Origin of the sequence: Nocardia beijingensis NBRC 16342 (assembly GCF_001612785.1) — a bacterium.
GTDB lineage: Bacteria > Actinomycetota > Actinomycetes > Mycobacteriales > Mycobacteriaceae > Nocardia > Nocardia beijingensis.
Map to the genome: position 1 here is coordinate 116,225 of NZ_BDBC01000032.1, position 13,104 is coordinate 129,328.

Consider the following 13,104-nt stretch of genomic DNA (forward strand, 5'->3'; position numbering starts at 1 on the left):
ATCCCTGTTCCCGATAGCGCTGGCGTGAACCGGGCGCCGGCCTGCGCCGACGCCCGATCCGGGACTCGGATCTCCTGGCATGGCGCGAAGAACGCGCTGTCAGTCTCTCACGAGCCGGCGCGCCACATGTGGCGCGGCTCACTCATGGTAGCCACATGTGGGAAGCCGGGTGGGGCAAACTTCAACAATCCTTCAGGCACCAATTAGATCCGGCGCGGGGCCGGGACGGGGACGGGGGCTGTCGCCGGGTGCCAGCACGACCGCGTCCACGGCGCGCGGCTCGCCCGCGCGATCGCCGTCGTGCTCGTCGAACGCCCACGGTGCGGCGTCGGTCGGGATCCAGTGCTTACGCCGGGTGCGCTTGGCCTCGAGGTACTCGCGGGCACGTCCGCTGAGCGCTCGCGTGCGCAGCGGCACGGGGGTGACCAGCAGACCCGCTTGCCGCAGGGCCTCGACCTTCGCGGGATTGTTGGTCAATAGCTGCACCGAACGCAGTCCGAGGTCGGCCAGCGCACGGGCGGTGGCCACGTAGGTGCGCCCGTCGGCGGGGTAGCCGAGGGTTTCGTAGCTGGTGAAGGTGTCCGCGCCGGAGCGCTCACTTTCCCGGTAGCCCAGCGCTTTGGCGATCAGGCCCGCGCCGCGGCCCTCCTGTTCCAGATAGACCAGCACCCCCGAGCCGGCGGCCTGGATCAGATCCAGCGCCTTGTCCAGTTCCGGTCCGCAGTCGCAGTCCTGCGACCGCAGCGCCTCCCCGTACAGACAGCGCGAGTGCACCCGCACCAGGCAGCCGTCGGCCACCACACCGAACAGCAACAGATGCCCACTCTCGCCGTCGGCGTCCAACTCCACCACCCGAACTCGCAGATCTTGCCCGTTGCGACGGAACCGATGCTCGGTGTCGGCAGGATCCACAACGTTGGTCAATGCTCCTCCGTAGCGAGTTTGTAGATTCGCTCGACCTCACTCACCAGTGGCATCGCCGCGGGGACGTCCCCGATCGATTGCGTCGCCACCATCGCGGCGGTCGCCCAGACGTAGTCGTTGTGTTCGGCGGGGCGGCGCGTCGAAACGAGACGATATACCAGGGCCGCGGAGAAGGCAGCGTGAGCGCCCACCGAGTCCTGCAGCGCCGTCGGGAACGGGTGGAATCGCGCGCTGAGCTGGTCGGACCACACCTCGCACCGGAAATCCTGGATCGCGCACACCGCCCCGGCGCCCAGCGCGCGCAGCCGCGTCGCGGTCTGGTGCCCCTCCGCGCCGTCGCCTGCCATCGCCAGAGCCCGCAGGTCCCCGTCGCCGCCGACGAGGTAGTCCACCGCCCCCAGATGCTGATACAGGTACTGCGGACGATCCAGCCGCGGCGCCGGATGCAGCACCACCAGCGGCCGCCGCGGCAGCGCGCGCAGCTGTCCCATGATCTGCTCGATGACGCCGGTGGGTTGCTCGAAGGTCAGCAGCAGCGCATCCGAGGACGCGATCGCCGCACGGATCGCCTCGCTGCGTAATTCCTGGGCGCTCAACCGGATTCGCTCGTCCTTGCAGCCGATCGTGCTGGCCGCGCCGGTGCGGGCCACGATCACCGCGGTCACCGGTGTGGGGGCGTAGGGCACCACTTTGACCAGTTCGGTCTCGACACGTTCGCTGCGCAGGTATTCCAGGACGCGATCGCCCGCGTCGTCGTCGCCGACCGCCGAGATCAGCCGCACCCGCAGTCCCAGCCGCGCCGCCGCGACGGCGCGGGTGAGGCCCTTGCCGCCGGGATGCTCGCGGTAGCTGCCGCGCGCGGTCGCACCGGAGCCGGGGATGCCGTCGACCACATACATGTGGTCGATGACCGCGTCGCCGATCACCGTGACCACACCGCGGCCGTCCACCGGAGCAGGTTCTGCCACAGTGGTTTCCGAGGAATTGCCGAAGTCGACGACGTGCGCGCCGTCGAACACCGACGCCGTGGTCAGCTGCGCGGCCAGCTCGGTGAACGCCCGCCGCTCGGGAGCGCCGCGCAGCGAGCGCACCGTCAGCGCGCCGGGAACCGGTTGCGCCCCAAGCGCTTCGTGCAGCCGCGCCCACCGCTCGGCGAGGTATTCGCGACGCTCACCCAGATCCGGGGCGTAGAGCCGGGCGGGATCCACTCCGGCGGGCGGGTTTTCGCGCAGCAGCCCCAGCGACAGCTCCGCGTCGACGACGAGCCGGTGGGTGGGCTCCAAGCGCAGCGCCAGATCGCGCACCAGCGGCAGCACCGCCTCTTCCCGGTCGATGCCCGCACGCCGCGCGTACTGCCGCACCGCCAGCAGATCCAGCAGCGGTAGCACGTCGATTTCGGTGCTGCGCAAGCGATCCGGACTCAGGCCGGAGCGTTTGCACAAGCGGGTGAGGATATTGCGAACGGCAACCATTCCCGAATCCTGCGGGACCATGGCGATGCCACCCTCCTCTAACGGCGCGACACCGGTGGTCGTGCGCATGTTGGCCACGCAAATCGGGTTTAGCCAGCGGGCAAATTGTCAATTACCAAATTACAACGGCAATTGCGCGCGGGGAACGGCAAATGCCACACTGGATGTGGCGATCCCCATCGCACCACCAGACATCGGGAGGGCTGGTGATGAGAGTGATTCTTCAGAAACGGCAGCCGCGGCGGCGGCGACACCGCCCCGCCGGATCCGACACCGAACTGGTGCCCGAGCCGGTGAGGGACTGAACGAGCCACCGGACACTTCCCGCGGCGACACACCGGCCGACATCCGCTTCGCGGCGGCACACCGGTAGGCCCGCCACCCGCCGTAGCGGACCCGGCCTCTCGGTTCCCCGGCCGCTCTCGGCCCCGTCGCCCGGACCCCACGGCCGTGGCACCCGCCACCTCGCCGATTCCGTCCCGCACGCCACGCTCGGCGCGCGACGCCACCCCATTCGCCCGACGCCCTACACCGGCGAGCCACCCCCTGGACCACCCGGCCCGACAGCGGACACCTGCGCCCCAGGGCACACGCCACCACGCCCGCCGCAGCGGCGGAACACCACGATGCGGCGCATCCACCGCGCCGCGCCGGCGGATGCACGACAGGAGGCATTCGTGCCGCATCCATCTCAGCACCCTGGAGTCTGCCTCACTCCACCCGTCGCACCGGAGACCGCGATGACCATCCACACCACCGAATGGACGATGACCAGTGACATAACCCCAGAATCGGCCTACCGCGACACCGACGCTCCCGACAGCTGGCGGCTGAGCTGGCTACCGGACCGGCGGCTGACCCGCGGCCAGGCACTGGCCGGGATGTCCCTGGACGAACTGCTCAGCGACCCGCACGTGGTCCACGACCGCACGACCCAGGCCCGCGCCGAGGCCTACGCCGACGAACTGGGCATCCTGCGCGACCACGCGGTGATCCTGCTCGCCAAACGCATGGCCGCCCGGCTGGGGCAGGAACTGCGGCCCAAGGGAGATCCGGCGCCGCCGGGGCACGCTCCGCGGTCCCGGCCAGCGCGCGCCCGCATCCCCGAACCGCCGTTCGTGCACGGCTGACCTGCTTCAGGCGTGCGCTTTGTGCTCGGCCCCCACGGCCTCGCCGAGACTGCGGTAACCCCCGGCGCGCAACCGCTGCGCCAACCCCCGATGGATTCTGCGCATCCAGAACGGCCCGCCGTAGATGAAACCGGTGTAGCCCTGCAACAGCGTCGCCCCGGCCAGCACCCGTTCCCACGCCTGGTCGACGGTCTCGATGCCACCGACCGAGATCAGCACCAGCTGATCACCCACCCGCCGGTACAGCCGCCGCAGCACCTCGAGCGAACGGTCGGCGACCGGAGGACCGGACAACCCACCCGCGCCCATGGCGTCCACCTGCGCGGCGTCGGTGCGCAGACCGTCACGGCGGATGGTGGTGTTGGTGGCCACGATCCCCGCCAAGCCGAGTTCCACGGCCAGATCGGCGACCGCGTCGATGTCCTCGTCGGACAGATCCGGCGCGATCTTCACCAGCACCGGCACCCGCACACTGTCCAGCACCGCCGCCAGCAGCGGCCGCAGCGATTCCACCGCCTGCAGATCCCGCAAACCCGGGGTGTTGGGAGAGCTGACGTTGACCACGACGAAATCGGCCAGCGGTCCCAGCAGCGCGGCGCTGGCGGCGTAGTCCGCGGCCGCGGCCTCGGGCACCACGATCTTCGTCTTGCCGATGTTCGCGCCGATCGGCACCCCGCCGCGGCGCGCCCGCAGCCGTTCGGCGGCCGCGGCGGCGCCGTGGTTGTTGAAACCCATCCGGTTGATCAGAGCGCGGTCGGCGGGCAGCCGGAACAGTCGCGGCGCCGGGTTACCCGGCTGCGGCTGCGCGGTCACGGTGCCGATCTCGGCGAAACCGAACCCCAGCGGCGCCCACGCGTCCACACCGTCGGCGTTCTTGTCGAAACCGGCGGCCAAACCCAGCGGCGCGGGGAACTCGACCCCGAACGCCTCGGTGCGCAGGATCGGATCACGGGTGACGAGGATCTTGCCCATCGCCCAGCGCAGCGGCGCGCACCAGGCCGCGAACCGCATCGCGGCGAAGACGACGTGGTGGATGCGTTCCGGCGCGACCAGGAACATCAGTCGGAGTAGCAGGGCGTACATCGGCTCACATTCCGGGTTCGGGCTGGGGTAGTAGTGCGGATTTTCGCCGCCGCAGCAGCACCCGCCTGCTGCCGTCGGTGTAGGCGCGAACCCGCGACAGCTCCCACCCGCCGAACTCCGCCTGGATCGCCAGCCGCATGGACGCGGTGACCCGCGTGACATCCGGCGGCAGCCGCAACGGCACGTACTCGTAGTCGTCGCTGGTGGTCTCCCAGCCCGCGGGCAGCGCGCGCCCGCGCCCCCGATGTGCTGCCGGTTCGGTAGCTGCCGCGGAATCCTCGTCCGCGTGTGGTGTCCGAGCCATCAGTGCCCTCTCTTCCGATCGTCCGCACCGATCCGTTGCAGACCGTCGCCGGTCGCGGACCCCACGAACAGATCACCGGTGCGTTGCTCGACTGCCACCGAGTTCGGTTGCCTGACGGTGGCGTAGCGGCCCACTTCCTTCGGTATACCAGTCGACAGGTCGAATCCGACCACCTCGTTGCGCTGCGTGCACGTCACCCACACGGTGTCCGACCGCTGGTCGTAGGCAAGTGCGTAAGGCGAAGATCCTACCGGGAAACGCTGCCGCAACACGAGCGGTCCCGCGGTGTAGACCAGCAGTTCACCGCCCGCGGTGTCGGTCACCACGAACCGGCCGCGCGTGTCGCCGATCAGCTGCGTGGCCCCGTCACCGGCGCGCAACGCCAGCCCCGGCCGCTGCCTGCCCGCCTCCAGCTCGAAAATCGCGGTCTGCCGCCGGTCCAGCACGGTCAGCTTGCCGTCGGCTTCGGCCAGCACGTCGGCCGACACCAGCCCGGACACCGTGCGGGTCACCGCACCGTCACCCGCCAGCTCCAGCACCCGTCCGTCGGCGGTACCGACCAGCAGTCCGCCGTCGGCGCGTGCGAGCACCGCCCGCGCGTCGCCGTCGACGGCCACCGCGGCCACCGCCCCGGAGGCGAGGTCCACCCGCAGCACCCGGCCCGGCGCGGCCGCCAGCATCTCACCCGGCCTGCCCGGCGCCAGACCGCTCGCGCGCTCCGGCAACATCACCGTGCGCACCACCGGCTCGGCGGCGTCCGGATCGAACACGGTCAGCACCGCACCGTCCAGACCGGCCAGCAACCTGCCGCCCGCGTCGGCTCGCAACTCGGCCAGCGGACCGGCCGCCAGCACCCGACCCACGGGCGGCGCCGCGGGCGCGGGCGCGACAGCGGGGGTGGCCGGCTCCCTGGTGGGCAGCTCGGGACCGCCGGAGCCGGAGGAGCATCCGGCCAGCAGCACCAGCACCGCCGCACCCGCGAACACCGAGACGAGCCAGCCGCGAGGGCGCATCCAGCGAACTCCTTACTACCGACGAATCTTCCGCAACCTCACCATCTGACCATGATGCGGCACCCGGCAGGCCGACCGGGGTGGCGGCTCGAGCAGAATGTCGGCGGCGGGCGCTACGGTGGAGACCACACAGTCCGATACAGGGAGATCCGGGTTGAAAGCCGACCACACGTCGGGATTCGTCCTCGACGACATCACCGTCGGCCCGTACGCGCACGGCTTCGGGACCACCGCCGACGGCCACCCCTTCGCGTTCCGCACCGTCCGCGCCACCCTGACACTGGAGATCTACCGCCGCGATCTCGGCGACGCCGTACCCGGCCCGGAAGACGTGCTCGCCACCGCCGAAGCCACGGTCACCGACATCGACCTCGACGACGAACGCAGTGTCGCCGCCTTCGTGCGGGATATGATCCCCGACACCGCGACGATCGACGCCGCCGCGGAACGGGACGTCACGACCGTGCGTGCCCTGCTGGGACGGATCAGCTCCGTCATCGAAGGTATGTAGGAAGTGATGACCCACACACGATTCACCCGCGCCGCGCTCACCGCGGCCGGCCTGCTGCTCGCCGCGGCCGCCGCCGCGTGCGACACCGGAACCGACGAAGCCGCCGTCGACGTCGCCCGCTCCTCGGCCAACGCGTCGCTGTCGTCCTCGATCGCGGCGTCCTCCAGCGCCGCGCACCCGCCGCTGCCCACCGCCGCCGACCTCGACGCCCAGATCAAGCGGGCACTCGACCCGGCGCTGCCCGACAGCGAACGCACCGCCCTCATCGAGGACGGGGACTCCTTCCGCCAGGCCATCCCCGACATGTACAAGGCGCTGCAGGACAACCCGCGCGCCGTCTACGGGGTCACCGACCCGGTGTTCGACAACCACGACGGCACCCTCACCGCCACCATGCGGCTGGACAAGGACGGCACCGGCGCCGCGGTCCGCACCACCGTCGTGCACTTCGTGCTCATCGACGGCAAGTGGAAGATCTCGCGCACCGACCTGTGCGGCATCCTGCGCTCGGCCGACTACCGCACCCCGGCCTGCGGCTGACCCGCGACGCGATGCGCCGTTCCGGATCACTGCGGTGGGGGCGGTGGGTCCACCGCAACCGCTACCTCGTGCTCGCCTTCTTCGTGCTGTTCGTGCTCGTTTCCGGCTGGTACGGCCGCGACCTGGCCGGGCGCCTGACCCAGGAGGGCTGGTTCGACGAGAGCAGCGAATCGGTCGCCGCCGCCGAACTGGCCGACCGCACCTTCGGCCGCGACACCGACAGCGACCTGATCCTGCTCTACACCGCACCCGACGGCGCCACCGTCGACGACCCCGCCGTCCGCGGCCCGGTCACCCAGCAGTTGGCCGGACTGCTGGCCGCCTACCCCGACCGCATCCAGAAGATCGACAGCTACTGGGACAGCCCGTTTTCCGCCCAGGCCACCGACGCCACCCACACCCACGCCTTCGCCAGCGTCGGCCTGCGCGGCTCGGGCACCGCCACGGTGCAGAACTACGACGCGATCAAAGACCACCTCGGCGCCGGACGCCCCGGCGGCGGCCCCGGCGGCACCACCGTGCAACTGGCCGGATTGCAGCCGATCGTCGAAGGCATCAACACCGGTATGCAACGCGACATCAAACGCGCGGAGATGATCGCCCTGCCGCTGGTGGCGATCCTGCTGTATTTCGTGTTCGGCGGCGTGATCGGCGCGCTGCTGCCGATCCTCATCGGCGGCATGACCATCCTCGGCACCCAGGGCGCGCTGCGGGCGCTGACCGGCCTGCTCGACGTCAACGTCTTCGCCAGCGCCGTGATGACCCTGGTCAGCCTGGGCTTGGCGATCGACTACGGCCTGTTCACCGTCACCCGCTTCCGCGAGGAACTCGCCGCGGGCCACACCGTCGAAGAGGCCACCGCCCGCACCGTGGCCACCGCGGGACGCACCGTGCTGTTCTCCGCGGCGATCATCGCCGTCAGCCTCGGCGCACTGTTCATCTTCCCCAACGGGGTGCTGCGCTCGGTGCCGCTGGGCGGCATCAGCTCGGTGCTGCTGGCGGCGCTGCTGTCGGTGACCGCCCTGCCCGCGGCGTTGAGCATCGCCGGGCGCCGCATCGACTTCCTGGGATGGAAACGCTTCTCCCGCACCAAAACCGAAGCCCAGATCGACGCGGGCTTCTTCTCCCGGCTGGCGCTGTGGGCGATGCGCCGCCCCCTGGCGGTGGCCGTGCCGATCGTGCTGGCCCTGCTCGCGCTGAGCATCCCCATGCGCCACATCGAATTCGGTGGCCTGAGCGAACGCTATCTGTCCGACGACAACCCGGCGCGAGTGGCGCAGGAACGTTTCGACACCCTGTTTCCCAGCTTCCGCACCGAACCGCTGAAACTGGTGGTGGTCGGCGCCGACGCGCGGCAACTGAGCGACATCCGTTACGCCGCCAACCAGATCCCCGGCCTCACCGGCCGCTTCGAACCCGCCGCACCCACCAAGGACGGCATCAACGTGCTCGCCGCCGGGCTGGCCGACAAACGCGACGCCGACCGGGTGATCGCGGCGCTGCGCGCCATCGCCGACCCACCCGGCGTGCGGGTGATGGTCGCCGGCGTGCCCGCCCTGGAACGCGACAGCATCAACGGCCTGCTCGACGGCCTGCCGATGCTGCTGGCCATCCTGGTCGCCGCCGCGCTCGCGCTGATGTACGCGGCGTTCCGCTCGCTGGTGCTCGCGCTGAAAGCCGTGGTCATGAGCGCGCTCAGCCTCGTGTCCACCCTCGGTGTGCTGACCTGGATCTTCGTCGAGGGGCACGGCGCGGGGGTCTTCCACTTCACGCCGGGACCGCTGATGTTCGCGGTGCTGGCGCTGATCGTGACGGTGGTGTTCGGACTGTCCACCGACTACGAGGTGTTCCTGCTGTCACGCGTGTCCGAAGCGCGCGCCGCCGGCGCGGACGCCCCCGAGGCCATCCGCTACGGCATCGCCCACACCGGCGGCGTCATCACCTCCGCAGCCGCCATCCTCATCGTGGTCACCGGCGCCTTCGGCTTCTCGGATCTGGTGCTGATGAAATACATCGCCTACGGCATGATCGCCGCCCTGATCCTGGACGCCACCGTCATCCGCATGCTGCTGACACCTGCGGTGCTGAAGCTGATCTGGCGGTAGGCCCCGCAGTCGCCGTGGGTACCGGCGTGCGACAGGCGGGGGTCGACCTCGCGGGACGGTGACCGAATGATCGGACTCGGGCGCTGGGCAATCGGCGGACGCAACTTGCGTGATTCGATGTCGCACGAGACCGCCGCCCCTGCGGACGAACTCGGGGTTCCGGTAGTAACCGCCGAAACCAACGGATATGGCGGAGCTGCTGGTCAGCGGCGACGGTCGGCTCCCGGCCTCAGGATCGAGGTCAGCTCGCGCATGGCTTGGAGCACCCTGGTTCTGCTAGCTCAACGCCTCAGGCTGCCGAACACAACGAGAACCGGCCAGCGGATATCTGGCCGGTTCTCGCGTTCCAGGCTCGCACGCGGCGCAGCGGTCCGGCGCGGCCCGGGGCGGGCCGAGGACTATTCCTGGGCCAGAGTCAGGGTCCGGTTCTCGGTGGTGTCCTTATGGATCTCGACCTGGCTCATGTCCTCGGCGTCAGGCGGCAGGTAGGCGAACGCGGCGGTGATCTCGACCGCACGGTCATCGTAGTAATACGTCATGAGTTCATTGCCGTCGCCGTCGTGAGCATCTGCGCGATTCGGGCCCTCGCCGTAGTCGTAGCCCAATGGCACCCTGACCTTCGTCTGCCGCGATTCGCCGTCACAGGTCACCCGATCCAGGGCCTCGTCTTTCATACGGACGGGTTGGCCTTCCGGGCTTGTGAACCGTTCGGACTCGACCTTGACCCACAGGGCGTTGGCCTGGCCGGGTTCGCAGACGTAGGTGATCTCGGCGACGACCCACCAGCTGTAGTCGCCGTGTGCGTCTGGGAACGCTCTCCCGATCCATATGCTGGTCGTTGCGCTGGCCGGCCCGGCCGCGTTGACCAGTACAGCGGCGGTCAACGCGAGTATCGAAGCGAAAAGTCTTCCACGAACCACTATGTGCGCCTTTCGGTGTCGGCAGGTGGTGGAAAAGATCCGTCGAGCGGACAGCAGCCTAGACCACGCCACACAGCAGTGATGCACGAGTCCTATAAATGACACCACAGGGGTTTGCGCGAGGCCCCGGGTAAGCGAACCGGAACAACTCCTCACGGCTGACCTCCGGGAACCCCCGCAGATGCTCCAACTCCTCGTCCGCGAACACCCGCGTTGCCACGAACCCCAACCTCCAGCACGCCGATCACCCTCATCGGCAGCCAAGCCGAGCACCAACCCCCCGCCACCGCACCACGAACGCGAAAACCGTGGCCTACCAGCGAGCGGACTACGGCATATCCGTTGCTTTTCGCGCGATTACTACCGGAACCCCAACTGGCAAGGGGAGGCCGGCACCGCGTGTCTGTTGCCGAGGCTGCCGCATGTGCCCAGGTGTGGCGCAACGTTCCGGAGCGGTGTCGAGAACATCTGTCGCGCAATGCATCGGCATCGGCAGGCTGGGTGTTCAGGTCCGCAGGACTGGATCCAGCGTACGAACGAGCCGGTCTGCGTATGCCGGGTCGATCTGCGCGCCGCTGACGAGTAGCCGGTAGTAGAGGGCCCCGTAGATCAGGTCGATGACGACGTCGGTGTCGAGATCGGCGGGGAACCGGCCCTCGGCGATCCCGGCGGCGACGAGGCGGCTCACGTCGGCGCGTCGGCTGTCGATGAACCGTTCGCGTAGTGCGGTGGCGAGTTCGGGGTCGTGCTGGGCGGCTGCGACCAGAGCGACGAACGGGCGACGGGCTTGTGGCGTGTTCATCAACTGCGCCACGCGCCGGATCTGGGTCCGCAGCCGGGTCGGGGCATCGCCGTCGTCGGGAGCCTCGATCCGGTCGGCGAACGCGTCGGTGAAGGCATCCATCAACACCGCCGCCTTGGTCGGCCACCACCGGTAGATGGTGTTCTTGCTGACACCGGCCCGTGCGGCGATGTCGTCCATGCTCAGCCCGGGCAGCCCGCGGTCGGTCAACAGTTCCCGTGCGGCGGTGAGCACCGCTCGGCGTGATCGCTCGCTGCGTGGTCGTCCCGGCCCCCGCGCATTACTCGGCTCTGCCATGGCGATATCGTACCAATTTAGATACTATACGATCAGTATCGTAAATATTGCCTGGTGAGGAGCTTGTAATGGACATCGATCGAGTATGGCTGGTCACCGGTGCGTCGTCCGGATTCGGCTACGCGATAAGCCGGGCAGTGGCCGCCGACGGTGGCCGGGTGGTCGCGACGGCGCGCGAACCCGAGCGCGCGCAGCCCCTCCAGGAATTGGCGGCAGCCCATCCCGGTCGTGTCCTGGTCCTGCCACTGGATGTCACCGATGGGGAGCAGGCGCGGGCAGTGGTGGGGCAGGCGGTGGAGACGTTCGGCCGCCTGGATGTCGTGGTGAACAACGCGGGCTACGGGATCTTCGGCGCGCTGGAGGAGATCCCCGACAGCGCGGTGCGGCGGGCCTTCGAGACGAATGTGTTCGGATCGCTGAATGTGATCCGCGCCTGCCTGCCGGTCCTGCGTGCGCGCAAACGCGGCCATATCGTGCAGATCTCGTCGGTGGCCGGTGTCGCGGCTCCCTCACCGGGTCTCGGTCTCTACGCGGCGACGAAGTTCAGCGTCGAGGGCATGAACGAGGGCCTGGCCAAGGAGGTCGCCCACCTCGGCATCGGAGTCACGATCGTCGAGCCCGGCATGTTCGGCACGAATTTCGTTGCCGCACTGGATATCACCCCCGTGCAGCATCCCGAATACGCCGTCAGTGTCGAGGCGGCGCGCGAGCGCCTGAGCCGGCTCGATCCCAGCGTGTACGGCGACCCCTCCCATGCGGCCCAGCAGATCATCGCCGCCGTCGAATCCCCCGCACCGCCGTTACGGCTGCCGCTGGGCCTGGACGCCGTCACCGCGATCCGCGCCAAACTGACCGACCAACTCGCCACCCTGCCGCAGGCGGTCGCCTGAACGTCGGCCAGGCTCGCCCACGCCCGAGCAGGAGCAGTCGTCGTCCGCGGCGTGCGAACCGGCGGCGGCCGACGACTGGCGCCGAGGCCGGTCGGATGGGCGCTGCGGTGGGCTCGAGTATCTCGATACGCGGGCGAGCAGGAGCACACGACCGCGGCGAGAACATCGGGTACACGACGAGCGCGCCGTGGCGGGTCGATGCGGTCAGCGGCGCACCGGCAGCACCAGCTGGGCGCCGGTGACCGGGTGGTCGAGCACTTCGACCGGGTGCTGGTAGACCCGGGTGAGCAGTTCGGTGGTGAGCACCTCGCGCGGTGGGCCGTCCGCGGCGATGCGGCCGGAGTCCAGCACCGCGACGCGATCGGCGTAGGCGGCGGCGACACCGAGATCGTGCAACACGACGACCACCGCCGCGCCGTCGGCGGCGCGGTCGGCGGCCAAGCGCAGCACCGCCTCCTGGTGGCCCAGATCCAAGGCGGCGGTCGGCTCGTCCAGCAGCAGGGTGGCGGTGTGCTGCGCCAGCACCCGCGCCAACGCCACCCGGGCGCGTTCACCACCGGACAGGGTCGGGAAGGAGCGTGTGGCCAGATGCGCGACGTCGGTGGCGGCCATCGCGGCGGCGATCTGTCGCTCGTCGTGTTCGCGGCGTTCGGTGCGCACCCACGGCGCGCGGCCCATCGCGACCACCTCCCGCGCGGTGAACGGGAACCCGACGGTGTGGGTCTGCGGCAGCACCGCCCGCCGCCGCGCCATGTCCAACGTCGTCCAGTGCGCCAACGGCTGCCCGTCCAGTTCCACCGTCCCCGCACTCGGCGCCAGCTCCCCGGCCAGCACCGCCAGCAGCGTCGACTTACCCGCGCCGTTGGGCCCGACGAGCGCCACCACCTGCCCCGCGACCGCCTCGAAATCCACGCCGTCGAGCACCCGCCGCGCCTGCCCACCTCCGCGCCGCTCCACACCCACCCCCGACGCGCGCACGGTCACGTCCCCCCGCACCGGCCACCCCGGCACTTCGTGCACCATCCGCACCTTCACCCCGCGACTCCCGTCGAGTGGCACACCGTCGAGGACTCTTCTCGGCGTTTCCCGCAGCCGTGTGCCACTGGTGAAGAC

General features: G+C 69.9%; 13 protein-coding genes. 5 read left to right on the plus strand and 8 right to left on the minus strand.

What is annotated here, in order from left to right:
* Window positions 1-192: 192 nt before the first annotated feature.
* A complete protein-coding gene (locus NB3_RS19800; protein WP_067805396.1) occupies window positions 193-924 on the minus strand; it encodes a GTP cyclohydrolase II in 732 nt (243 codons plus the stop codon).
* The gene (locus NB3_RS19805) at window positions 921-2,465 is read right to left on the minus strand and encodes a carbohydrate kinase family protein (protein WP_244891984.1); all 1,545 of its coding nucleotides are present in this window, start codon (window positions 2,463-2,465) and stop codon (window positions 921-923) included. Before NB3_RS19805 ends, NB3_RS19800 begins: the two co-directional genes overlap by 4 nt.
* Window positions 2,466-3,136: 671 nt before the next feature.
* Between NB3_RS19805 and NB3_RS19810 the strand changes: the two genes are divergently transcribed.
* The gene (locus NB3_RS19810; protein WP_067805399.1) at window positions 3,137-3,526 is read left to right on the plus strand and encodes a hypothetical protein; all 390 of its coding nucleotides are present in this window, start codon (window positions 3,137-3,139) and stop codon (window positions 3,524-3,526) included.
* Between the two features lie 6 nt (window positions 3,527-3,532).
* Here the strand turns inward: NB3_RS19810 and NB3_RS19815 are convergent, their stop codons facing one another.
* The 3 genes from NB3_RS19815 to NB3_RS19825 are packed head-to-tail and all read right to left on the minus strand — an operon-like array spanning window position 3,533 to window position 5,926.
* Complete coding sequence (locus NB3_RS19815) at window positions 3,533-4,609, minus strand: quinone-dependent dihydroorotate dehydrogenase (RefSeq protein WP_067805402.1); 1,077 nt, start codon at window positions 4,607-4,609, stop codon at window positions 3,533-3,535.
* Window positions 4,610-4,613: 4 nt separating this feature from the next.
* Entirely contained in the window at window positions 4,614-4,913 is a 300-nt protein-coding gene (locus tag NB3_RS36695; RefSeq protein ID WP_228827832.1) for a DUF5703 family protein, read from the minus strand.
* Window positions 4,913-5,926: a YncE family protein gene (locus NB3_RS19825; RefSeq protein WP_067805405.1), complete on the minus strand. Its 1,014-nt coding sequence runs from the start codon at window positions 5,924-5,926 to the stop codon at window positions 4,913-4,915. Before NB3_RS19825 ends, NB3_RS36695 begins: the two co-directional genes overlap by 1 nt.
* Before the next feature lie 154 nt (window positions 5,927-6,080).
* Here NB3_RS19825 and NB3_RS19830 point away from each other — a divergent pair, with 154 nt between their 5' ends.
* From NB3_RS19830 to NB3_RS19840, 3 genes are read left to right on the plus strand one after another with little or no spacing between them, the layout of a single operon-like run.
* Window positions 6,081-6,437, plus strand: coding sequence for a hypothetical protein (locus tag NB3_RS19830; RefSeq protein ID WP_067805407.1), 357 nt, complete (start codon window positions 6,081-6,083; stop codon window positions 6,435-6,437).
* A 6-nt stretch (window positions 6,438-6,443) separates the two neighbouring features.
* The gene (locus NB3_RS19835) at window positions 6,444-6,977 is read left to right on the plus strand and encodes a WKL family lipoprotein (protein ID WP_067805410.1); all 534 of its coding nucleotides are present in this window, start codon (window positions 6,444-6,446) and stop codon (window positions 6,975-6,977) included.
* Window positions 6,929-9,082 carry an MMPL family transporter gene (locus tag NB3_RS19840; protein WP_244891985.1) on the plus strand — a complete coding sequence of 718 codons (2,154 nt, stop codon included), beginning with the start codon at window positions 6,929-6,931 and terminating at the stop codon, window positions 9,080-9,082. The genes NB3_RS19835 and NB3_RS19840 overlap by 49 nt, the downstream gene beginning before the upstream one ends.
* Before the next feature lie 398 nt (window positions 9,083-9,480).
* On the opposite strand, the gene NB3_RS19845 is transcribed toward NB3_RS19840, so the two are convergent.
* Window positions 9,481-9,966, minus strand: coding sequence for a hypothetical protein (locus tag NB3_RS19845; protein WP_067805413.1), 486 nt, complete (start codon window positions 9,964-9,966; stop codon window positions 9,481-9,483).
* 541 nt (window positions 9,967-10,507) lie between these two features.
* Entirely contained in the window at window positions 10,508-11,101 is a 594-nt protein-coding gene (locus NB3_RS19850; RefSeq protein WP_067805417.1) for a TetR/AcrR family transcriptional regulator, read from the minus strand.
* Between the two features lie 68 nt (window positions 11,102-11,169).
* Between NB3_RS19850 and NB3_RS19855 the strand changes: the two genes are divergently transcribed.
* The gene (locus NB3_RS19855; RefSeq protein ID WP_067805420.1) at window positions 11,170-11,991 is read left to right on the plus strand and encodes an SDR family NAD(P)-dependent oxidoreductase; all 822 of its coding nucleotides are present in this window, start codon (window positions 11,170-11,172) and stop codon (window positions 11,989-11,991) included.
* 204 nt (window positions 11,992-12,195) lie between these two features.
* Here the strand turns inward: NB3_RS19855 and NB3_RS19860 are convergent, their stop codons facing one another.
* Entirely contained in the window at window positions 12,196-13,014 is an 819-nt protein-coding gene (locus NB3_RS19860) for a heme ABC transporter ATP-binding protein (protein WP_067805633.1), read from the minus strand.
* Window positions 13,015-13,104: the final 90 nt, after the last annotated feature.